We start from the raw sequence: 21655 nt of genomic DNA on the forward strand, positions 1-21655 counted from the left end.
ACCGGACGGACGGCGAATGCGGGCGCGAAATCGCGCCGAAGCATGCCCGGCGCGGGTTGCGGCGAAAGCCCCACGCGCTGTCCGGCGTCTCACGGGCGGGCCGATCATGGGTTAGAATTCCGTTTTGAATCAAGGATCGGAAGATGCAGAGGCACCCTCGGATCGCCCCGTTGAAGCCGACGCCGCGCGCAGCCAGCCCCGCGGCGGAGCGGCATGCGCGCCGCGCGCGATCGTGCTGATGGCTCCGAGTGCCGCCAGGCCCCGCCGGCCCGGAACGGTGAGTTCAGACCCGCTCCGGCCCCATGCGAGATAGTCGCGCGCCTGGCACCAGAACAGATTTCCCCAAGATTGCGCCCACGCGCTTGCCGACGCCCGTGCACGGGGTATCGGCCCTCCGAGTCGTCCGAACATGAACGCACCACAAGTTTTCGATCCGAATGGCGCGGCCGCCGCCGTCGCCGCCGACCCCGCGCCCCGTCTGCGCGAGATTCCCTACAACTACACGTCCTTCTCCGACCGCGAGATCGTGATCCGTCTGCTCGGCGAGGAGGCGTGGTCGGTGCTCGACGAGCTGCGTGCCGAACGCCGTACGGGCCGCTCGGCACGGATGCTGTACGAAGTGCTCGGCGATATCTGGGTCGTGCGCCGCAACCCGTACCTGCAGGATGACCTGCTCGACAACCCGAAGCGCCGCGCGCTGCTGATCGAGGCGCTGAATCACCGCCTGACCGAGATCGGCAAGCGCCGTCGCGCCGACCTGACCGAGCACCGCGACGACGCGGGCCGCGAACGTGCGGGACGCGTCGAGATGCTCGAAGCCGCCGCGCAGCGCGCGGTCAACGAGTTCGCCGACGAATTCGAGAAAATGGCCGACCTGCGCCGCCGCGCGACCAAGGCGCTCGGCCGCTGCACGCAGAAGGACAACATCCGCTTCGACGGGCTGTCGCGCGTGTCGCACGTCACCGACGCGACCGACTGGCGCGTCGAATACCCGTTCGTCGTGCTGACCCCCGATACCGAAGCCGAGATCGCCGGCCTCATCAAGGCCTGCTTCGAGCTCGGCCTCACCGTGATCCCGCGCGGCGGCGGCACCGGCTACACGGGCGGCGCGGTGCCGCTCACGCCGTTCTCCGCGGTGATCAATACCGAGAAGCTCGAACAGCTCGGCGCGGTCGAGCTGACCGAGCTGCCGGGCGTCGCGCACAAGGTGCCGACGATCTTCTCCGGCGCGGGTGTCGTCACGCGCCGCGTGACCGAGGCGGCCGAGGCGGCCGGCTACGTGTTCGCGGTCGATCCGACCTCGCTGGACGCATCGTGCATCGGCGGCAACGTCGCGATGAACGCCGGCGGCAAGAAGGCCGTGCTGTGGGGCACCGCGCTCGACAACCTGGCCTGGTGGCGGATGGTCGACCCGGACGGCAACTGGCTCGAAGTCACGCGCCACGAGCACAACCAGGGCAAGATCCACGACATCGCGGTCGCGCGTTTCGAGCTGAAGTGGTTCGACGGCGCGTACGCGCCGGGCGAGAAGCTGCTCAAGAGCGAGATGCTCGAGATCGAAGGCCGCCGGTTCCGCAAGGAAGGCCTCGGCAAGGACGTCACCGACAAGTTCCTCGCCGGCCTGCCGGGCGTGCAGAAGGAAGGCTGCGACGGGCTGATCACGTCCGCGCGCTGGGTGCTGCACAAGATGCCCGCGCACACGCGCACCGTCTGTCTCGAATTCTTCGGCCAGGCGCGCGAGGCGATCCCGAGCATCGTCGAGATCAAGGATTACCTGTTCGAGACGTCGAAGCAGGGCGGCGCGATTCTCGCGGGCCTCGAGCACCTCGACGAGCGCTACCTGCGCGCGGTCGGCTACGCGACCAAGAGCAAGCGCAACGCATTCCCCAAGATGGTGCTGATCGGCGACATCGTCGGCGATGACGCCGATGCGGTCGCGCACGCGACGTCCGAAGTGATCCGGATGGCGAACGGCAAGAGCGGCGAAGGCTTCGTCGCGATCAGCGCGGAGGCGCGCAAGCGCTTCTGGCTCGACCGCAGCCGCACGGCCGCGATCGCGAAGCACACGAACGCGTTCAAGATCAACGAGGACGTCGTCATCCCGCTGAACCGGATGGGCGAGTACACCGACGGCATCGAGCGGATCAACATCGAGCTGTCGCTGAAGAACAAGCTGCAGCTGGTCGACGCGCTCGAAGCGTTCTTCCGCGCCGGCAACCTGCCGCTCGGCAAGACCGACGACGCGAATGAAATCCCGAGCGCCGAACTGCTCGAGGATCGCGTGCAACAGGCGCTGGAGTTGCTCAAGCGCGTGCGTGCGCGCTGGGAATTCGTGCGCGACCGGCTCGACCAGCCGCTGCGCGAGGCGCAGCACTATCTCGTGCAGCTCGGCTACGAGGCGCTCGCCGAGAAGTTCGCCGATCGGGCGGACGATCAGCCGGGCGCGACCGTGTTCCACGTCACGCAGGACCGCACGGTGCGCATCTCGTGGAAGCAGGAGATCCGCGCGGAGCTGCGCGCGATCTTCAACGGCGGCGCGTTCAAGCAAATCCTCGACGAGGCGCAGGCGATCCACAAGCAGGTGCTGCGCGGGCGCGTGTTCGTCGCGCTGCACATGCACGCGGGCGACGGCAACGTTCACACGAACCTGCCGGTCAACTCCGACAACTACGAGATGCTGCAGGACGCCCACGCGGCGGTCGCGCGCATCATGACGCTCGCGCGTTCGCTCGACGGCGTGATCTCCGGCGAACACGGCATCGGCATCACGAAGCTCGAGTTCCTGACCGACGACGAGATCGCCGAGTTCCGCGCGTACAAGCAGCGCGTCGACCCGAACGGCCGCTTCAACAAGGGCAAGCTGCTCGAAGGCGCCGACCTGCGCAACGCTTATACGCCGAGCTTCGGGCTGATGGGCTACGAGTCGCTGATCATGCAGCAGTCCGACATCGGCGCGATCGCCGATTCGGTGAAGGACTGCCTGCGCTGCGGCAAGTGCAAGCCGGTGTGCGCGACGCACGTGCCGCGCGCGAACCTGCTGTACAGCCCGCGCAACAAGATTCTCGCGACCTCGCTGCTGGTCGAGGCGTTCCTGTATGAAGAACAGACGCGCCGCGGCGTGTCGATCAAGCACTGGGACGAGTTCAACGACGTGGCCGACCACTGCACGGTGTGCCACAAGTGCGCGACGCCGTGCCCGGTGAAGATCGACTTCGGCGACGTCACGATGAACATGCGCAACCTGTTGCGCAAGATGGGCAAGAAGAAATTCAACGCCGGCAATGCGGCGGGCATGTTCTTCCTGAACGCGACCAATCCGCAGACGATCAACGCCGCGCGCAGCGTGATGATGGGCGTCGGCTACAAGGTGCAGCGCTTCGCGAACGACATGCTGAAGAAGGTCGTGACGAAGCAGACGCAGCACCCGCCGGCGACGGTCGGCAAGCCGCCCGTGGTCGAGCAGGTGATCCACTTCGTCAACAAGAAGATGCCGGGCAACCTGCCGAAGAAGACGGCGCGCGCGCTGCTCGACATCGAGGACAACAAGATCGTGCCGATCATCCGCAACCCGAAGTCGACGACCGTCGATTCGGAAGCGGTGTTCTACTTCCCGGGCTGCGGCTCCGAGCGCCTGTTCTCGCAGGTCGGGCTGGCTACGCAGGCGATGCTGTGGGAGGCGGGCGTGCAGACCGTGCTGCCGCCGGGCTACCTGTGCTGCGGCTATCCGCAGCGCGGCTCGGGCCAGTACGACAAGGCCGAGAAGATCGTCACCGACAACCGCGTGCTGTTCCACCGGGTCGCGAACACGCTGAACTACCTCGACATCAAGACGGTGGTCGTGTCGTGCGGCACCTGCTACGACCAGCTCGCGGGCTACGAATTCGACAAGATCTTCCCGGGCTGCCGGATCATCGACATCCACGAGTTCCTGCTCGAGAAGGGGATGAAGCTCGACGGCGTGACGGGCACGCGCTACATGTATCACGACCCGTGCCACACGCCGATCAAGACGATGGACCCGGTCAAGCTCGTCAACGAGCTGATGGGCACGGAGAAGGACGGCTACAAGATCGAGAAGAACGACCGTTGCTGCGGCGAATCGGGCACGCTCGCGGTCACGCGCCCGGACGTGTCGACGCAGGTCCGCTTCCGCAAGGAAGAAGAGATCCGCAAGGGTGCCGCGAAGCTGCGCAGCATCCCGGTCGTCGCCGACGGCGCGAGCGCACCGGCGCCGGCCGCGAACGGCGGCCCGGACGTGAAGATCCTGACGAGCTGCCCGTCGTGCCTGCAGGGGCTGTCGCGCTACAACGAGGATGCGAACATCGAGGCCGACTACATCGTGGTCGAGATCGCGCGCCAGGTGCTCGGCGAGAACTGGATGGCCGACTATGTCGCACACGCGAACAATGGCGGGATCGAGCGCGTGCTGGTCTAATGCGGGCATGACGACCGCCCGGCCGGGCCAAGGATGAGAGCGGGCGCCTGCGCTGAAGCGCCGGCGCCCGTCCACATGGGAGCGACGATGGAATGCGTGTTTTGCCGTGAAGACGGCGGCGAGGTGCTCTGGCAGGACGATGCGCTGCGCGTCGTGCTGGCGACGGGCGAGCACGACTACCCGGGTTTCTGCCGGGTGATCTGGGGCGCGCACGTGGCCGAGTTCTCCGATCTCGGCGAGCCCGAGCGGGCACACCTGATGCGCGTGGTCTACGCGGTCGAACGGGCAGTGCGCCGCGTGATGCAGCCGAACAAGGTGAATCTCGCGAGCCTCGGCAACATGGTGCCGCACGTGCACTGGCACGTGATCCCGCGCTTCTCCAACGACGCCCATTTCCCGCAGCCCGTCTGGGCGCCGCGCCAGCGCAGCGTGTCGGAGGCGCTGCTGCGCGCGCGCGCGGCGCAGGCCTCGCTGCTGCACAATGCGGTGCGCGAGGAAATTCAACGCATGACAGATTCGAGGCAGCCATGAGCGGTTTGACTTCCACGACGCCGATTCCGTCCGGCGTCGTCGTGCACGCGGTGTCGCGCGTGCTTGAATTGCAGTACCCGAACGGCGAGAGCTACCGGATTCCGTTCGAGCTGATGCGCGTTTATTCGCCGTCGGCCGAGGTGCGCGGCCACGGGCCAGGCCAGGAGACGCTGCAGACGGGCAAGCGCGAAGTCACGATCACCGCGCTCGAGGGCGTGGGCAACTACGCGCTGCAGCCGACGTTCTCGGACGGCCATTCGACCGGCATCTACTCGTGGGATCTGCTGTACGAACTGGCGACGCAGCAGGACGCGCTGTGGCGCGACTATTTCGACAAACTGAAGGCGGCGGGCGTCGAGCGCGACGCGCCGATGCAGGCGGCCCCCGCGCCGCACGGCCACTGCCACTGAAATCGACGGCGCCCGATCGGCGCCGTCTTGCCATTAACTGAGGATCAACGCGATGAGCAAAACCCACTTCGGCTTCGAAAGCGTCGAGGAAACCGAAAAAGCGAAGAAAGTGGCGGGTGTGTTCCATTCGGTCGCGAGCAACTACGATCTGATGAACGACCTGATGTCGGCGGGCATGCACCGCGCGTGGAAGGCGTTCACGATCGCGCAGGCGAACGTGCGCCCCGGCTTCAAGGTGCTCGACATCGCGGCTGGCACGGGCGACCTGACCAAGGCGTTCGCGAAGGCGGCGGGCCCGACGGGCGAGGTCTGGCACACCGACATCAACGAATCGATGCTGCGCGTCGGCCGCGACCGGCTGCTCGACAAGGGCATCGTGACGCCGTCGCTGCTGTGCGACGCCGAGAAAACCCCCTTTCCGGACAACTACTTCGATGTGGTCACGGTCGCGTTCGGGTTGCGCAACATGACGCACAAGGACGCCGCGCTCGCCGAGATGCGCCGCGTGACGAAGCCCGGCGGCCGCGTGATGGTGCTGGAATTCTCGAAAGTCTGGGATCCGCTGAAAAAAGCGTACGATTTGTATTCTTTCAAAGTATTACCGTGGCTTGGCGACAAGTTCGCGAAAGATGCTGAAAGTTATCGGTATCTTGCTGAATCTATCCGGATGCACCCCGATCAGGACACGCTGAAGACGATGATGGAACAAGCGGGCCTCGACGCCGTCAAATATTACAATTTGTCAGGTGGCGTGGTAGCTTTACACATGGGAACCAAGTACTAAGGGGTTCTTTCCATACATTCGCCTTACATCTGGAGAAAGTGATGTCCGAATCGCGTTCGTTGTTCAACCGTAGCAAGCCGTCGAAGCCGTGGGCTCGACGGGTCGGCACGCTGCTGATGGTCGGCCTGCTCACGGCCGGCACGTTCGCATCGCTCGATGCCGAAGCCAAGCGCATGGGCGGCGGGCGCAGCATCGGCCGTCAAAACTCCACCGTTACGCAGCGTCAGGCCACGCCGCCTGCGCAGCAGCCGATGCAGCAGGCCGCGCCGGCGCAGGCGCAGCGCGCGAACCCGGCCGCACCGGCTCCGGCCGCGCAGCCGAACCGCTCGCGCTGGCTCGGGCCGATCGCCGGTCTCGCGGCCGGCCTCGGCATCGCGGCGCTGCTGTCGCACTTCGGCCTGGGCGGCGCGTTCGCGAGCATGATGGCGAACGTCATCGTGATCGCATTGCTCGCGATGGTCGGCATCTGGCTGATCCGCAAGTTCATGAACCGTCGCCGCCCGCACGAACCGGCGTACTCGGTGGGCGGTTCGGCATCGTCGTCGGGCGGTTACTCGCAGAGCCCGTCGTTCCAGCAGGGCAGCACCGGTAACAACTATGCCGGCAGCGGCAGCAGCTATGCGAACGAAGCGCAAGGCGTGTTCGGCGGCGGCGCAGCCGCCGCCGGCGCGGCGGGCGCGATGGCGGCCGCGCCGCTGCAGGTGCCGGCGGGCTTCGACACCGAAGCGTTCCTGCGCAGCGCGAAGGTCAATTTCGTGCGCCTGCAGGCCGCGTGGGACCAGGGCAACCTGGCCGACATCCGCGAGTTCACGACGCCCGAAATGTTCGCCGAGATCAAGATCGACCTCGATTCGCGCGGCAACGAGTCGAACCAGACCGACGTCGTGCAGCTCGACGCGGAGCTTGTCGCGATCGAGGATCGCGGCATCGAGCAGTCGGCGAGCGTGCGCTTCCACGGGCTGATCCGCGAATCGGCGAATGCGTCGGCCGCACCGTTCGACGAGGTGTGGAACCTGTCGAAGTCGGGCAGTCAGGGCTGGCTGCTCGCGGGCATCCAGCAACTCAACACGCATTGAGCGTGACCGGCGGCCCGCGCCGCCGGATGCCTGGGCGACGGCTGCCGCACTGCGACCGCTTGCCGCCCGGGTGTGCGGTTGGCCGCGGTCTACCGACGATCCGACGTTACAATAGAAACCCGCGTGGGCGCCCGGCCCGCGCGGGTTTTTTCTTTCCCAGCCCGATGACCTTTGCCGCCAAGCCTTTTGCTGCTGCTGTCAATCACCTGCTCGCGCGCGAATCGTGGGCGCGCGACCGCCTGATCCCCTACGCGGGCAAGACCGCCCGGCTCGACGTGCCGCCCGTCACGCTGACGCTGCTCGTGCAGCCCGACGGCTATCTGTCCGCTGTGGAAGCGCACGATGCGAAACACGTCGACGTGTCGATCGCACTCGCGGGCGACACTGTCGCCGCATTCCTGCAGGGCGGCCAGGCGGCCGTGATGAAGCACGTGAAGATCGAGGGGGACGCGGAGTTCGCGACGCAGATCGCGAAACTGGCCGAGCACCTGCGCTGGGAACCTGAGGAAGATCTCGCGAAGCTGGTCGGCGACGCGGCGGCGCACCGGATCGCGACGGTCGTGCGCGACGCCGGCGCGCGCGCGCGCCGCACCGGCCGCAACGTGCTCGATTCCGTCGCCGAATACTGGCTCGATGAAAACCCGCAAGTCGTCCGGCGCACGGTGCTCGGCGGTTTCGACGCCGAACTGGCGCGTGCGCGCGATGCGCTCGCGCGGGTCGAAAAGCGGGTCGAGCGACTCGAACAAAAAATCGGCGCGCGCACGGGCTCCGGCCCGCGCGGCGCGCACTGAGGGCCGCAGGGCATGCGCATTTTCCGTTTCATCAAGATTGTCTATACCGTCATCCGCTTTGGCCTCGACGAAGTGATGCTGTCCCGGATCGACGACCGGCGTGTGAAGCTGCTGTTGCGGATCACGACGATCGGCCGCCGCTATTCCGATCCGCCCGCCGTGCGGCTGCGTCACGCGCTCGAAAGCCTCGGCCCGATCTTCGTGAAGTTCGGCCAGGTGCTGTCGACACGCCGCGACCTGCTGTCGGTCGATTTCGCGAACGAACTCGCGAAGCTGCAGGACCAGGTGCCGCCGTTCGATTCGGCGGTCGCGATCGCGATCATCGAGAAGTCGCTCGGCGCGCCGGTCGACGAGCTGTTCGACGAATTCGAGCGCGAGCCGGTCGCGAGCGCATCGATCGCGCAGGTGCACTTCGCGAAGCTCAAGCAGGGCGTGCACGCGGGCAAGGCCGTCGCGGTCAAGGTGCTGCGCCCGAACATGCTGCCGGTGATCGATTCGGACCTCGCGCTGATGCGCGACATCGCGACGTGGACGGAGCGCATGTGGGCAGACGGCCGGCGCCTGAAGCCGCGCGAAGTCGTCGCCGAATTCGACAAGTATCTGCACGACGAGCTGGACCTGATGCGCGAGGCCGCGAACGGCAGCCAGCTGCGCCGCAACTTCGCGGGCCTCGACCTGCTGCTCGTGCCCGAGATGTTCTGGGATTTCTCGACGTCGCAGGTGCTCGTGATGGAGCGCATGACCGGCGTGCCGATCAGCCAGGTCGAGACGCTGCGCTCGGCCGGCGTCGATATCAAGAAGCTCGCGCGCGAAGGTGTCGAGATCTTCTTCACGCAGGTGTTCCGCGACGGTTTCTTTCATGCGGACATGCACCCGGGCAACATCCAGGTGAGCCTCGATCCGAACACGTTCGGCCGCTATATCGCGCTCGATTTCGGGATCGTCGGCGCGTTGTCGGATTTCGACAAGAACTACCTCGCGCAGAACTTCCTCGCCTTCTTCAAGCGCGACTACCACCGCGTCGCGACGCTGCACCTCGAATCGGGCTGGGTGCCGCCCGAGACACGCGTCGAGGAGCTCGAAAGCGCGATCCGCGCGGTGTGCGAGCCGTATTTCGACCGCGCACTGAAGGACATCTCGCTCGGTCAGGTGCTGATGCGTCTGTTCTCGACGTCGCGCCGCTTCAACGTCGAGATCCAGCCGCAGCTCGTGCTGCTGCAGAAGACGATGCTGAACGTCGAGGGGCTCGGCCGTTCCCTCGATCCTGAACTCGACCTGTGGAAGACGGCGAAGCCGTATCTCGAGCGCTGGATGACCGAGCAGATCGGCCTGCGCGGCTGGTACGAGCGCTTCAAGGTCGAAGCGCCGCAGTGGAGCAAGACGCTGCCGCAACTGCCGCGCCTGATCCACCACGCGATGGCGGCGCACCACGACGCACCGCGCGCGGCGAGCGAGGACCTGATGCGTCAGATCCTCGTCGAGCAGAAACGTACCAACCGGCTGCTGCAGGCATTGCTGATCTTCGGCCTTGCCGTCGGCGTCGGGGCGCTCGTCGCGCGCGTGCTGCTTGCGCTCGCATACGGCGCATGACCGAAGGGAGCCGCGCGATGTCCGAACCGAAACGACCGCCCGCATCGAGCACCGCCGATTTCGAGACGCGCGACCCCGGCAACGCTGCGTTCTGGGACGAGCGTTTCGCGCGCGGCGTGACGCCGTGGGAGTTCGGCGGCGTGCCGAACGGGTTTCGCGCGTTTGCCCAGCGCCTCGAGCCTTGTGCGGTGCTGATTCCGGGCTGCGGCAGTGCGCAGGAGGCCGGCTGGCTCGCGCAGGCCGGCTGGCCCGTGCGCGCGATCGATTTCTCGGCGCAGGCGGTGGCGGCGGCGAAGGCGCAGCTCGGCGCGCATGCGGACGTCGTGGAGCAGGCCGATTTCTTCGCGTACCGACCACCGTTCGATGTGCAGTGGGTGTACGAGCGCGCGTTCCTGTGCGCGTTGCCGCCGAGCCTGCGCGCCGGCTATGCGGCGCGGATGGCCGAACTGCTGCCCGCCGGTGCGCTGCTGGCCGGTTATTTCTTCGTGACGGCGAAACCAAAGGGGCCGCCGTTCGGCATCGAGCGTGCGGAACTCGATGCGCTGCTCGCGCCGCACTTCGAACTGATCGAGGATCTGCCGGTGACCGATTCGCTGGCCGTGTTCGAAGGGCACGAGCGCTGGCTCACGTGGCGCCGTCGCTGAAGCTCGGGCGTCGCGGCCGTTGCCGGAGCGCGCCGGGGTTTCAGCTATAATTCAAGGTTTTGCAAGCCGTTTCCAGTTTCTGCGGGAAAAATATCATGCCGATCTACGCCTATCGATGCGAAGCGTGCGGTTTCGCGAAGGACGTGCTCCAGAAGATGAGCGACGCGCCGCTGTCGCAATGCCCCGAATGCGGGAAGGATGCTTTTCGCAAGCAGGTCACCGCCGCCGGCTTCCAGCTGAAGGGCTCCGGCTGGTATGTCACCGATTTCCGTGGTGGCTCGAGCGGCACCAGCGCGCCGGCGACGGCGTCCGGCGACACGGCGGCAGCACCGGCCGCCGCGGCGCCTGCGGCAGCCGCGCCCGCTGCCGCGAGCTCCGAAAGTACGACGACGAGCGCCGCGCCCGCCCCGGCTGCAGCGCCCGCCGCCAGCAGTTGACTGTCGCGGCCCGGCCGGGCCGCGACCAACCCGCGCTTCCGGCGTGGTTCATTGACGGCAGATGATGAAAAAGACGACCCTGAAAACGGTGTTCCTGACCGGCCTGCTGGTTCTCGTCCCGCTCGCGATCACGCTGTGGGTGCTCGGCCTCATCATCGGCACGATGGACCAGACGCTGCTGCTGTTGCCCGAATCGTGGCAGCCGGAGCGGATGCTCGGCTTCCACCTGCCGGGGATCGGCGCGGTGCTGACGCTCGCGTTCATCTTCGTCGTCGGGCTGGCCACGCAGAACTTCATCGGCCAGAAGCTCGTCACGTGGTGGAACGCGGTCGTGCGTCACATCCCGGTCGTCGGGCCGATCTACACGAGCGTCAAGCAGGTGTCGGACACGCTGCTGTCGAGCAGCGGCAACGCGTTCCGCAAGGCGCTGCTGATCGAATACCCGCGTCGCGGCTCGTATACGATTGCGTTTCTGACCGGCACGCCCGGCGGCGACGTGGTCAACCATCTGACGGAAGAGTACGTGAGCGTGTACGTGCCCACGACGCCGAACCCGACGTCGGGCTTCTTCCTGATGCTGCCGAAGAGCGAAGTCATCGAACTCGACATGTCGGTCGATGCCGCGCTCAAGTACATCGTCTCGATGGGCGTCGTGGCGCCTTCGGCGCCGGTTCCGGCGCCCGCCCGCCGTCCCGTCGAGCCGCCGCTGTAAGTAAAGAATCATCGCCCGGGCCGCGCGTTGCGGCACCCGTTGATCAAACCGAACGAAAGCAAACATCATGTCGATGCGTACTGAATACTGCGGTCTCGTGACCGAACACCTGCTGGGCCAAACCGTGTCGCTGTGCGGCTGGGTGCAGCGCCGCCGCGATCACGGCGGTGTGATCTTCATCGACCTGCGCGATCGTGAAGGCCTCGTGCAGGTGGTGTGCGATCCGGATCGCGCGGAGATGTTCGCGACCGCCGAAGGCGTGCGCAACGAGTTCTGCGTGCAGATCAAGGGTCTCGTGCGCAACCGTCCGGAAGGCACGGTCAACGCCGGCCTGAAGAGCGGCAAGATCGAAGTGCTGTGCCACGAGCTGATCGTGCTGAACGCGTCGGTCACGCCGCCGTTCCAGCTCGACGACGACAACCTGTCGGAAACGACGCGTCTCACGCACCGCGTGCTCGACCTGCGCCGTCCGCAGATGCAGCACAACCTGCGCCTGCGCTACCGCGTCGCGATCGAAGCGCGCAAGTACCTCGACGAGCAGGGCTTCATCGACATCGAAACGCCGATGCTGACGAAGAGCACGCCGGAAGGCGCGCGCGACTACCTCGTGCCGTCGCGCGTGAACGCGGGCCAGTTCTTCGCGCTGCCGCAGTCGCCGCAGCTGTTCAAGCAGCTGCTGATGGTCGCGAACTTCGACCGTTACTACCAGATCACCAAGTGCTTCCGCGACGAGGACCTCCGTGCCGACCGTCAGCCGGAATTCACGCAGATCGACTGCGAGACGTCGTTCCTCGGCGAGCAGGAAATCCGCGACCTGTTCGAAGACATGATCCGTCACATCTTCAAGACGACGATCGACGTCGAACTCGACGCGAAATTCCCGGTGATGCCGTACTCGGAAGCGATGGCGCGTTTCGGTTCGGACAAGCCGGACCTGCGTGTGCAACTCGAATTCACCGAGCTGACGGACGCGATGAAGGACGTCGACTTCAAGGTGTTCAGCACGCCGGCCAACGCGAAGGACGGCCGTGTCGCGGCGCTGCGCGTGCCGAAGGGCGGCGAGCTGTCGCGCGGCGACATCGACGGTTACACGGAATTCGTGCGCATCTACGGCGCGAAGGGCCTCGCATGGATCAAGGTCAACGAGAAGGCGAAGGGCCGCGACGGCCTGCAAAGCCCGATCGTCAAGAACCTGCACGACGCATCGATCGCGGCGATCCTCGAGCGCACCGGCGCTGAAGACGGCGACATCATCTTCTTCGCGGCCGACCGTGCGAAGGTCGTCAACGACAGCCTCGGCGCACTGCGCCTGAAGATCGGCCATTCGGAATTCGGCAAGGCGAACGGCCTCGTCCAGGCCGGCTGGAAGCCGCTGTGGGTCGTCGACTTCCCGATGTTCGAATACGACGACGAAGACGCGCGCTACGTCGCCGCGCACCACCCGTTCACCAGCCCGAAGGACGAGCACCTCGAGTACCTCGAGACGGATCCGGGCCGTTGCCTCGCGAAGGCGTACGACATGGTGCTGAACGGCTGGGAAATCGGCGGCGGCTCGGTGCGTATCCACCGCGAGGAAGTGCAGAGCAAGGTGTTCCGCGCGCTGAAGATCGGTGCGGAAGAAGCGCAGGCGAAGTTCGGCTTCCTGCTGGACGCGCTGCAGTACGGCGCGCCGCCGCACGGCGGTATCGCGTTCGGTCTCGACCGCATCGTCACGATGATGGCCGGCGCCGACTCGATCCGCGACGTGATCGCGTTCCCGAAGACGCAGCGTGCGCAGGATCTGCTCACGCAGGCGCCGAGCCCGGTCGACGAGCGTCAGCTGCGCGAGCTGCACATCCGTCTGCGTCAGCCGGAACAGCCGAAGGCGTAACGCTTGTCACAGGTCGTGTGCGCGGTGACGCGCGCACGACGCCCAACGAAAAAGGCGCCGTTGTGCGCCTTTTTCGCTTTTTGCGGTACAGTCGCAGCACTTGCCGCACGTTCGGGCCCAGGCCCGGCGCACGGCCCTGTGCCGCATGAAACAAAGATGACGAAGCCGCCGAAAATCCCCGAATCCGTTCTCGTCGTGATCTACACGCCCGAACTCGACGTACTGGTGATCAAGCGTGCCGACCAGCCCGATTTCTGGCAATCGGTGACCGGATCGAAGGACGCGCTCGACGAGCCGCTCGCGCTCACGGCCGCGCGCGAAGTCGCCGAGGAAACCGGCATCGCGGTCGGGTCGCCCGACGTGCCGGCCACCGCGCTGATCGACTGGCACCACCGGATCGAATACAGCATCTATCCGCAATACCTGCATCGCTATGCGCCGGGCGTCACGCGCAATATCGAGCACTGGTTCGGCCTGTGCGTGCCGCGCCGCGTCGACGTGACGCTGTCGCCGCGCGAGCATGTCGACTACGCGTGGCTGCCGTTCCGCGAAGCGGCCGCGCGCTGCTTTTCGCCGTCGAATGCCGAAGCGATCCTGCAACTGCCCGTGCGCGTGTCGCTCGCGCAATCGCCGCACGGCTCTTCCGCATGAATGCGGAAACCCGCAAGCGCTTCGCGCAATTGCGGCAGATGTTCCTGCAGGAGCGCGGCTCCGCGTCGCGGCTCGCGTTCACGGCCGGCAACACGGTGCGCCTTTGCGAGACCGGCAACGAATTCTTCCACGCGCTGATCGAACGGATCGATGCGGCGCGCGAGCAGGTGATGCTCGAAACCTACATCTTCTGCGACGACGCGGCCGGCCGCCCGGTGTCGGATGCGCTGATTCGCGCGGCGCAGCGCGGCGTGCGCGTGCGCGTGATCACCGACGGCGTCGGCACCGCGCGCCTGCCGCTGTTCGATACGTGGGCCGAGGCCGGTGTCGAGCACTGCATCTACAACCGCTTCCTGTTCGGCCGCTTCGGCTTCTCGCGCACGCACCGCAAGCTCGCGGTGATCGATCATGCGGTCGCGTTCTGCGGCGGCATCAACATCGTCGACGACTACACGCAGGGCAGCGCGACGCTACCGTTCCCGCGCTGGGATTTCGCGGTCGAGATGGCCGGGCCGGCGGTGTCGGACGTGCGCGCCGCGTTCGAGCTGCAGTGGCACCGCATCCAGTTCGGCCACAAGCCTTATGCGCAGTACGCGGCGGGGCTGCACGGCGGCGAGGCGTTCCCGGACATGTTCCGGCGCTGGATGCGCAGCCACCGGTGGATCAAGGCCGGTGCGCTGCGGGTCGTGACGGAGCCGAGCGTCGCGTTCGTCGCGCGCGACAATGTCGTGAACCGCCGCGCGATCGAGAAGGCGTATCTCGCCGCAATCGGCCAGGCGCGCCAGCGGATCCTGCTCGCGAATCCGTATTTCATGCCGGGCCGCAAGCTGCGCCGCGCGCTGACGGGCGCCGCACGCCGCGGCGTCGACGTGCGGATCCTGATCGGCCGTAACGAGTTCACGGCGCTCGATACGGCCGTGCCGTTCCTGTATCACGCGCTGCTGCGCGCGGGCGTGCGCGTGGCGGAATACGACAAGACGATCCTGCACGGCAAAGTGGCGGTGATCGACGACAACTGGGCGACCGTCGGCTCGTCGAACCTCGACGCGCTGAGCCTGATGCTGAACAATGAGGCGAACGTCGTGCTGGTGCGCTACGATGAGATCACCAACGAACTGCGCGACGCAATCGCGGCCGCCTTCACCGAAGGCCGTGAAATTGATGCGGCCCGGTACGCCGCACGGCCGCGCATCGAGCGTATGCTGAACTGGCTCGCATACAACACGTACCGCATCGTGATGAAGGCGCTGACGGTCGGTGGTTACGACTGACGAAGACTAAGCGTTCGCTTCAAAAATCTGTCCGCACGTTCGTGCGGAAAAGCCGCTCCGGTCCCGCCGGAATCGCGCAAAATAGCGGCTCGGTTAGACACCGGTTTCTAATAATTTCCTTGTTTCGCGAGCGGCCGCACTCAATAATAGTACGGCCGTTCGATTTTATTCGAACCCCCGAACGGTTACAGAAATAGCTATGCGAAAAGGCGAACAGACGCGTGCCGCGATACTCGAAGCTGCTTTGGACCTCGCCAGCCGTGACGGGCTGGAGGGGCTGACGATCGGCCTGCTGGCCGAGCGCATGCAGATGAGCAAGAGTGGTGTGTTCGCGCACTTCGGATCGCGCGAGGACCTGCAGGTCGAGGTCGTCCGCGAGTATCACCATCGTTTCGAAAACGAGGTGTTCTTTCCGAGCCTGCGTGAGCCGCGAGGCTTGCCGCGCCTCCGGGCGATGCTGGCCCGCTGGACGGAGAAGCGCATCCAGGAAGTGACGACCGGATGCATCTACATCAGCGGCGCCGTCGAGTACGACGACCGGCCCGACAGCCCCGTGCGCGAGCAGTTGATCGCGAGCGTGACGGCCTGGCGTGCCGCGATGCTGCGTGCCATTTCGCAGGCGAAGGAAGAAGGCCATCTGCGTGCGGATACGGATCCGGACCTGATGCTCTTCGAGTTGTACAGCTTCACGCTCGGCCTGCATCACGACGCACGATTCCTGCATTCGCCGGATGCCGTGCGCCTCACGTGGGCCGCGCTGGAAAAGACGATCGTTTCGTATCAGAGCGAGAGCCGTTAGCGGCGCGTGATCCGCCCGCCAGGAGCTCGAGCCGTTTTGCCCACCTTTGGAGAGAGTCATGGGACAGTACGCCGCGCCGCTGCGCGACATGCAATTCGTGTTGCACGAGCTTCTGAACGTCGAAGCCGAGGTCAAGCAAATGCCGCGGCATGCGGACCTCGACGCCGACACGATCAACCAGGTCCTCGAGGAGGCGGGCAAGTTCTGCTCCGAGGTACTGTTCCCGCTGAACCAGGTCGGCGACCGTGAAGGCTGCACGTATGAAGGCGACGGCGTCGTGAAGACCCCGACCGGCTTCAAGGAAGCGTACCAGCAGTACGTCGAGGCCGGCTGGCCGGCGCTCGGCTGCGATCCGGACTACGGCGGCCAGGGCCTGCCCGCGTTCGTGAACAACGCGCTCTACGAAATGCTGAACTCGGCGAACCAGGCGTGGACGATGTATCCGGGCCTGTCGCACGGCGCCTACGAATGCCTGCATGCGCACGGCGCGCCGGAACTCCAGAAGCAGTATCTGCCGAAGCTCGTGTCGGGCGAATGGACGGGCACGATGTGCCTGACCGAGCCGCACTGCGGCACCGACCTCGGCATCCTGCGCACCAAGGCCGAACCGAACGGCGACGGCTCGTACTCGATCAGCGGCACGAAGATCTTCATCTCGAGCGGCGAGCACGACATGTCGAAGAACATCGTCCACCTCGTGCTCGCACGCCTGCCGGACGCACCGCAGGGCACCAAGGGGATCTCGCTGTTCATCGTGCCGAAGTTCATTCCGGACGCCGCGGGCGAGCCGGGCGAGCGCAACGGTATCAAATGCGGCTCGATCGAACACAAGATGGGCATCCACGGCAACTCGACGTGCGTGATGAACCTCGACAACGCGAAGGGCTGGATGGTCGGCGAGCCGAACAAGGGCCTCAACGCGATGTTCGTGATGATGAACGCCGCGCGTCTGGGCGTCGGCATGCAGGGTCTGGGTCTCACGGAAGTCGCATACCAGAACTCGCTGACGTACGCGAAGGAGCGCCTGCAGATGCGCTCGCTGACGGGCCCGAAGGCACCGGACAAGCCGGCCGACCCGATCATCGTGCACCCGGACGTGCGCCGCATGCTGCTCACGCAGAAGGCCTACGCCGAAGGCGCGCGCGCGTTCACGTACTGGTCCGCGCTGCAGATCGACAAGGAACTGTCGCACGCTGACGAAGCGGTGCGCAAGGAAGCGGCCGATCTCGTCGCGCTGCTCACGCCGATCATCAAGGCGTTCCTGACCGACAACGCATTCGAGTCGACCAACCACGCGATGCAGATCTACGGCGGCCACGGCTTCATCTCCGAGTGGGGCATGGAGCAGTACGTGCGCGACGCGCGGATCAACATGATCTACGAAGGCACGAACTCGATCCAGTCGCTCGACCTGCTGGGCCGCAAGGTGCTCGGCGACATGGGCGCGAAGCTGAAGAAGTTCGGCAAGCTCGTCACGGAATTCGCGGAAGCCGAAGGCGTGAAGCCGGAAATGGCCGAGTTCATCAACCCGCTCGCCGACATCGGCGACAAGGTGCAGAAGCTGACGATGGAAATCGGCATGAAGGCGATGCAGAACCCGGACGAAGTCGGCGCTGCCGCCGTGCCGTACCTGCGCACCGTGGGCCACCTGGTGTTCTCGTACTTCTGGGCGCGCATGGCGCGCCTCGCCCTCGACAAGGAAGCGTCGGGCGACCCGTTCTACAAGTCGAAGCTCGCGACCGCACGCTTCTACTTCGCGCGCCTGCTGCCCGAAACGGCGGCGACGATCCGCGCCGCGCGCGCCGGTTCGAAGACGCTGATGGAAGTCGACGAATCGCTGTTCTGACGCGAGTCCGGGCGGTGTGCGCCGCGCGCCGCCCGAACGCAACGGTTCCTGGTACTCAATTCGCCGTGCAGCCCTCACAACCCGCGCTGCACGACACTATCCGGAGACATCCCGTGAGCAATTTCCTGATTCGCAAGGTCGCCGTGCTGGGCGCCGGCGTGATGGGCGCGCAGATCGCCGCGCATCTCGTCAACGCGCGCGTGCCGGTGCTGCTGTTCGACCTGCCGGCCAAGGAAGGCCCGAAAAACGCGATCGCGCTGAAGGCGATCGAGAACCTGAAGAAGCTGTCGCCCGCGCCGTTCGGCGTGAAGGACGACGCGAAATATCTCGAAGCCGCGAACTATGAAGACGACATCGCGAAGCTCGCCGAATGCGACGTCGTGATCGAGGCGATCGCCGAGCGGATGGACTGGAAGCACGACCTGTACAAGAAGGTCGCGCCGCACATCGCACCGAACGCGATTTTCGCGACCAACACGTCGGGCCTGTCGATCACGAAGCTGTCCGAAGGTTTCTCGGACGAGCTCAAGTCGCGCTTTTGCGGCGTGCACTTCTTCAACCCGCCGCGCTACATGCACCTCGTCGAGCTGATCCCGACCGCGCATACGCGCCCGGAGATCCTCGACCAGCTCGAAACCTTCCTGACGAGCATCGTCGGCAAGGGCGTCGTGCGCGCGAAGGACACGCCGAACTTCATCGCGAACCGCGTCGGCATCTTCTCGATCCTCGCGGTGATCACCGAGGCCGCGAAATTCGGCCTGCGCTTCGATGAAGTCGACGACCTGACGGGCAGCCGCCTCGGCCGCGCGAAGTCGGCGACATTCCGCACGGCGGACGTGGTCGGCCTCGACACGATGGCGCACGTGATCAAGACGATGCAGGACAACCTCGCCGACGATCCGTTCTTCCCGGTCTACCAGACGCCTGCCGTGCTCGCCGAACTGGTGAAGCAGGGCGCGCTCGGCCAGAAGACGGGCGGCGGCTTCTACAAGAAGGAAGGCAAGGCGATCAAGGTGCTCGACGCGAAGACGGGCACTTACGTCGATTCGGGTGCGAAGGCGGACGAAACCGTCGGCCGCATCCTGAAGCGCCCGCCGGCGGAACGCCTGAAGCTGCTGCGCGAGACGGACCATCCGCACGCGCAGTTCCTGTGGTCGATCTTCCGCGACGTGTTCCACTACATCGGCGTGCATCTGGAGTCGATCGCCGACAATGCGCGTGACGTCGACCTCGCGATCCGCTGGGGCTTCGGCTGGAACGAAGGCCCGTTCGAAGGCTGGCAGGCTGCCGGCTGGAAGCAGGTCGCCGAGTGGGTGCAGGAAGACATCGCGGCCGGCAAGGCACTCGCGAACGTGCCGCTGCCGTCGTGGGTGCTCGAAGGCGCGGTTGCCGAGAAGGGCGGCGTGCACACGGCCGAAGGCTCGTGGGCGCCTGCTTCGAAGCGCTTCGTGCCGCGTTCCGACCTCGCCGTCTACGGCAAGCAGGTGTTCCGCGCGCCGCTCGTCGGCGAAGCCGGCGCCGATCCGAAGACGTACGGCAAGACGCTGTTCGAAACCGACGCGGTGCGTGCATGGGTCGACGATCGTGCGGGCGAGGACGACGTCGTGATCGTGTCGTTCAAGTCGAAGATGAACACGATCGGGCCGAGCGTGATCGACGGCCTCGTGCAGGCGATCGAACTCGCGGAGAAGGACTACAAGGGCGTGGTGATCTGGCAGCCGACGTCGCTGAAGCTCGGCACGCCGGGTGGCCCGTTCTCGGCCGGTGCGAACCTCGAAGAGGCGATGCCCGCGTTCATGATGGGCGGCGCGAAGGGCATCGAGCCGTTCGTGAAGAAGTTCCAGGAAGGCATGCTGCGCGTGAAGTACGCGAACGTGCCGGTCGTTGCGGCCGTGTCGGGCATTGCGCTCGGCGGCGGGTGCGAGCTGATGCTGCACAGCGCAAAGCGCGTCGTGCACGTCGAGAGCTACATCGGTCTCGTCGAAGTGGGCGTCGGCCTCGTGCCGGCCGGCGGCGGCCTGAAGGAAGCGGCGCTGCGCGCGGCGGATGCGGCAACGGCCGCGAACGCGACCACCGACATCCTGAAGTTCGTCACGAAGTCGTTCGAGAACGCGGCGATGGCCAAGGTTTCGTCGTCGGCGCACGATGCACGCGCGATGGGCTACCTGAAGCCGTCCGACACGATCATCTTCAACGTGTTCGAGCTGCTCGACACCGCGAAGAAGGAAGCACGCGCGCTGGCAGCCGTCGGCTACCGTGCGCCGCTGCGCGCGAAGGACGTGCCGGTCGCAGGCCGCTCGGCGATCGCGACGATCAAGGCATCGCTCGTCAACATGCGTGACGGCCGCTTCATCAGCGACCACGACTACCTGATCGCGAGCCGTATCGCCGAAGCCGTGTGCGGCGGCGACGTCGAAGCAGGCAGCCTCGTCGACGAGCAGTGGCTGCTCGCACTCGAGCGCCGCGCGTTCGTCGAGCTGCTCGGCACGCAGAAGACGCAGGAACGGATCATGGGCATGTTGCAGACCGGCAAGCCGGTGCGTAACTGAGCGAGCGACAAGGCAAGGAGTCTGAAATGAGCAAACAACTGCAAGACGCATACATCGTCGCCGCAAGCCGCACCCCGATCGGCAAGGCTCCGCGCGGTGTCTTCAAGAACACGCGCCCCGACGAGCTGCTGGTTCACGCGATCAAGTCGGCGGTCGCGCAGGTGCCCGGCCTCGACACGAAGGTGATCGAGGACGCGATCATCGGCTGCGCGATTCCGGAAGCCGAGCAGGGCCTGAACGTCGCCCGCATGGGCGCGCTGCTCGCGGGGCTGCCGCAGACGGTCGGCGGCGTGACGGTCAACCGCTTCTGCGCGTCGGGCATCACGGCGCTGGCGATGGCGGCGGACCGCATCCGCGTCGGCGAATCGGACGCGCTGCTCGCGGGCGGCTGCGAATCGATGAGCATGGTGCCGATGATGGGCAACAAGCCGTCGATGTCGCCGCACATCTTCGATCGCAGCGAGGATTTCGGCATTGCATACGGGATGGGCCTGACCGCCGAGCGCGTCGCCGAGCAGTGGAAGGTGAGCCGCGAAGACCAGGACGCGTTCTCGGTCGAATCGCACCGCAAGGCGCTCGCGGCCCAGCAGGCCGGCGAGTTCGGCGACGAAATCGCCGCGTACACGATCACCGAGCGTTTCCCGAACCTGGCGACGGGCGAAGTCGACGTGAAGACGCGCGAGATCAAGCTCGACGAAGGTCCGCGTGCGGATACGTCGATCGAAGGCCTCGCGAAGCTGCGCACGGTGTTCGCGAACAAGGGCTCGGTCACGGCCGGCAACAGCTCGCAGACGTCGGATGGCGCGGGTGCGCTGCTCGTCGTGTCGGAGAAGGTGCTGAAGGAGTTCAACCTGACGCCGCTCGCGCGCTTCGTGAGCTTCGCGGTGCGTGGCGTGCCGCCGGAAATCATGGGCATCGGCCCGAAGGAAGCGATTCCGGCCGCGCTGAAGGCCGCAGGCCTGAAGCAGGACGATCTCGACTGGATCGAGCTGAACGAAGCGTTCGCCGCGCAATCGCTGGCGGTGATGCGCGATCTCGGCCTCGACCCGTCGAAGGTCAACCCGATGGGCGGTGCGATCGCACTCGGCCACCCGCTCGGCGCGACCGGCGCGATCCGCGCGGCGACCGTCGTGCATGGCCTGCGCCGCCGTAACCTGAAGTACGGGATGGTCACGATGTGCGTCGGCACCGGCATGGGCGCCGCGGGCATCATCGAACGCCTGTAAGCGGGGCGGGACAAGAGCGACGACGGTGCGCGG

17 protein-coding genes are annotated in these 21655 nt (G+C 66.1%); all 17 read left to right on the forward strand.

Annotation, left to right across the window (positions count from 1 at the left end; genetic code table 11):
- The first annotated feature begins 409 nt into the window (after positions 1-409).
- Positions 410-4435 (forward strand): DUF3683 domain-containing protein, encoded by a 4026-nt coding sequence (locus LGM71_RS20350; protein WP_059607673.1) that lies wholly within the window; start codon positions 410-412, stop codon positions 4433-4435.
- Positions 4436-4522: 87 nt separating this feature from the next.
- Positions 4523-4966 carry an HIT family protein gene (locus LGM71_RS20355; protein ID WP_059607671.1) on the forward strand — a complete coding sequence of 148 codons (444 nt, stop codon included), beginning with the start codon at positions 4523-4525 and terminating at the stop codon, positions 4964-4966.
- Positions 4963-5376 carry a gamma-butyrobetaine hydroxylase-like domain-containing protein gene (locus LGM71_RS20360; RefSeq protein WP_011886002.1) on the forward strand — a complete coding sequence of 138 codons (414 nt, stop codon included), beginning with the start codon at positions 4963-4965 and terminating at the stop codon, positions 5374-5376. Before LGM71_RS20355 ends, LGM71_RS20360 begins: the two co-directional genes overlap by 4 nt.
- A gap of 52 nt (positions 5377-5428) precedes the next feature.
- On the forward strand, positions 5429-6160 hold the full coding sequence (gene ubiE / locus LGM71_RS20365) for a bifunctional demethylmenaquinone methyltransferase/2-methoxy-6-polyprenyl-1,4-benzoquinol methylase UbiE (RefSeq protein WP_059607669.1): 732 nt from the start codon (positions 5429-5431) through the stop codon (positions 6158-6160).
- Between the two features lie 41 nt (positions 6161-6201).
- The gene (locus tag LGM71_RS20370) at positions 6202-7236 is read left to right on the forward strand and encodes a Tim44 domain-containing protein (RefSeq protein WP_226116167.1); all 1035 of its coding nucleotides are present in this window, start codon (positions 6202-6204) and stop codon (positions 7234-7236) included.
- 164 nt (positions 7237-7400) lie between these two features.
- Complete coding sequence (locus tag LGM71_RS20375) at positions 7401-8027, forward strand: SCP2 domain-containing protein (protein WP_059607665.1); 627 nt, start codon at positions 7401-7403, stop codon at positions 8025-8027.
- 12 nt (positions 8028-8039) lie between these two features.
- On the forward strand, positions 8040-9617 hold the full coding sequence (ubiB, locus tag LGM71_RS20380; protein ID WP_124621295.1) for a ubiquinone biosynthesis regulatory protein kinase UbiB: 1578 nt from the start codon (positions 8040-8042) through the stop codon (positions 9615-9617).
- A gap of 17 nt (positions 9618-9634) precedes the next feature.
- Positions 9635-10261 (forward strand): TPMT family class I SAM-dependent methyltransferase, encoded by a 627-nt coding sequence (locus LGM71_RS20385; protein ID WP_226116174.1) that lies wholly within the window; start codon positions 9635-9637, stop codon positions 10259-10261.
- Positions 10262-10356: 95 nt separating this feature from the next.
- Positions 10357-10698 (forward strand): FmdB family zinc ribbon protein, encoded by a 342-nt coding sequence (locus LGM71_RS20390; protein ID WP_226116465.1) that lies wholly within the window; start codon positions 10357-10359, stop codon positions 10696-10698.
- Between the two features lie 61 nt (positions 10699-10759).
- Positions 10760-11410: a DUF502 domain-containing protein gene (locus LGM71_RS20395; RefSeq protein ID WP_012329208.1), complete on the forward strand. Its 651-nt coding sequence runs from the start codon at positions 10760-10762 to the stop codon at positions 11408-11410.
- 67 nt (positions 11411-11477) lie between these two features.
- Positions 11478-13280, forward strand: coding sequence for an aspartate--tRNA ligase (gene aspS / locus LGM71_RS20400; RefSeq protein ID WP_059607657.1), 1803 nt, complete (start codon positions 11478-11480; stop codon positions 13278-13280).
- A 156-nt stretch (positions 13281-13436) separates the two neighbouring features.
- Entirely contained in the window at positions 13437-13931 is a 495-nt protein-coding gene (gene nudB, locus LGM71_RS20405) for a dihydroneopterin triphosphate diphosphatase (protein WP_124621299.1), read from the forward strand.
- The gene (gene clsB, locus LGM71_RS20410) at positions 13928-15202 is read left to right on the forward strand and encodes a cardiolipin synthase ClsB (RefSeq protein ID WP_059607656.1); all 1275 of its coding nucleotides are present in this window, start codon (positions 13928-13930) and stop codon (positions 15200-15202) included. The genes nudB and clsB overlap by 4 nt, the downstream gene beginning before the upstream one ends.
- Before the next feature lie 199 nt (positions 15203-15401).
- Complete coding sequence (locus LGM71_RS20415) at positions 15402-16001, forward strand: TetR/AcrR family transcriptional regulator (RefSeq protein WP_006751498.1); 600 nt, start codon at positions 15402-15404, stop codon at positions 15999-16001.
- 58 nt (positions 16002-16059) lie between these two features.
- The gene (locus LGM71_RS20420) at positions 16060-17847 is read left to right on the forward strand and encodes an acyl-CoA dehydrogenase C-terminal domain-containing protein (RefSeq protein ID WP_059607654.1); all 1788 of its coding nucleotides are present in this window, start codon (positions 16060-16062) and stop codon (positions 17845-17847) included.
- A 113-nt stretch (positions 17848-17960) separates the two neighbouring features.
- A complete protein-coding gene (locus LGM71_RS20425; RefSeq protein ID WP_124900921.1) occupies positions 17961-20396 on the forward strand; it encodes a 3-hydroxyacyl-CoA dehydrogenase/enoyl-CoA hydratase family protein in 2436 nt (811 codons plus the stop codon).
- Between the two features lie 26 nt (positions 20397-20422).
- The gene (locus LGM71_RS20430; protein ID WP_059607650.1) at positions 20423-21622 is read left to right on the forward strand and encodes an acetyl-CoA C-acyltransferase; all 1200 of its coding nucleotides are present in this window, start codon (positions 20423-20425) and stop codon (positions 21620-21622) included.
- The last annotated feature ends 33 nt before the right edge of the window (positions 21623-21655 follow it).

It is taken from the genome of Burkholderia sp. AU33545 (genome assembly GCF_020419685.1).
Taxonomy (GTDB): domain Bacteria; phylum Pseudomonadota; class Gammaproteobacteria; order Burkholderiales; family Burkholderiaceae; genus Burkholderia; species Burkholderia diffusa.

Excerpts from the sequence above, each read along its gene's own strand:
- LGM71_RS20350 (WP_059607673.1), top strand. The coding sequence starts at position 410 with ATGAACGCACCACAAGTTTTCGATCCGAATGGCGCGGCCGCCGCCGTC.
- LGM71_RS20355 (WP_059607671.1), top strand. The coding sequence starts at position 4,523 with ATGGAATGCGTGTTTTGCCGTGAAGACGGCGGCGAGGTGCTCTGGCAG.
- LGM71_RS20360 (WP_011886002.1), top strand. The coding sequence starts at position 4,963 with ATGAGCGGTTTGACTTCCACGACGCCGATTCCGTCCGGCGTCGTCGTG.
- ubiE (WP_059607669.1), top strand. The coding sequence starts at position 5,429 with ATGAGCAAAACCCACTTCGGCTTCGAAAGCGTCGAGGAAACCGAAAAA.
- LGM71_RS20370 (WP_226116167.1), top strand. The coding sequence starts at position 6,202 with ATGTCCGAATCGCGTTCGTTGTTCAACCGTAGCAAGCCGTCGAAGCCG.
- LGM71_RS20375 (WP_059607665.1), top strand. The coding sequence starts at position 7,401 with ATGACCTTTGCCGCCAAGCCTTTTGCTGCTGCTGTCAATCACCTGCTC.
- ubiB (WP_124621295.1), top strand. The coding sequence starts at position 8,040 with ATGCGCATTTTCCGTTTCATCAAGATTGTCTATACCGTCATCCGCTTT.
- LGM71_RS20385 (WP_226116174.1), top strand. The coding sequence starts at position 9,635 with ATGTCCGAACCGAAACGACCGCCCGCATCGAGCACCGCCGATTTCGAG.
- LGM71_RS20390 (WP_226116465.1), top strand. The coding sequence starts at position 10,357 with ATGCCGATCTACGCCTATCGATGCGAAGCGTGCGGTTTCGCGAAGGAC.
- LGM71_RS20395 (WP_012329208.1), top strand. The coding sequence starts at position 10,760 with ATGATGAAAAAGACGACCCTGAAAACGGTGTTCCTGACCGGCCTGCTG.
- aspS (WP_059607657.1), top strand. The coding sequence starts at position 11,478 with ATGTCGATGCGTACTGAATACTGCGGTCTCGTGACCGAACACCTGCTG.
- nudB (WP_124621299.1), top strand. The coding sequence starts at position 13,437 with ATGACGAAGCCGCCGAAAATCCCCGAATCCGTTCTCGTCGTGATCTAC.
- clsB (WP_059607656.1), top strand. The coding sequence starts at position 13,928 with ATGAATGCGGAAACCCGCAAGCGCTTCGCGCAATTGCGGCAGATGTTC.
- LGM71_RS20415 (WP_006751498.1), top strand. The coding sequence starts at position 15,402 with ATGCGAAAAGGCGAACAGACGCGTGCCGCGATACTCGAAGCTGCTTTG.
- LGM71_RS20420 (WP_059607654.1), top strand. The coding sequence starts at position 16,060 with ATGGGACAGTACGCCGCGCCGCTGCGCGACATGCAATTCGTGTTGCAC.
- LGM71_RS20430 (WP_059607650.1), top strand. The coding sequence starts at position 20,423 with ATGAGCAAACAACTGCAAGACGCATACATCGTCGCCGCAAGCCGCACC.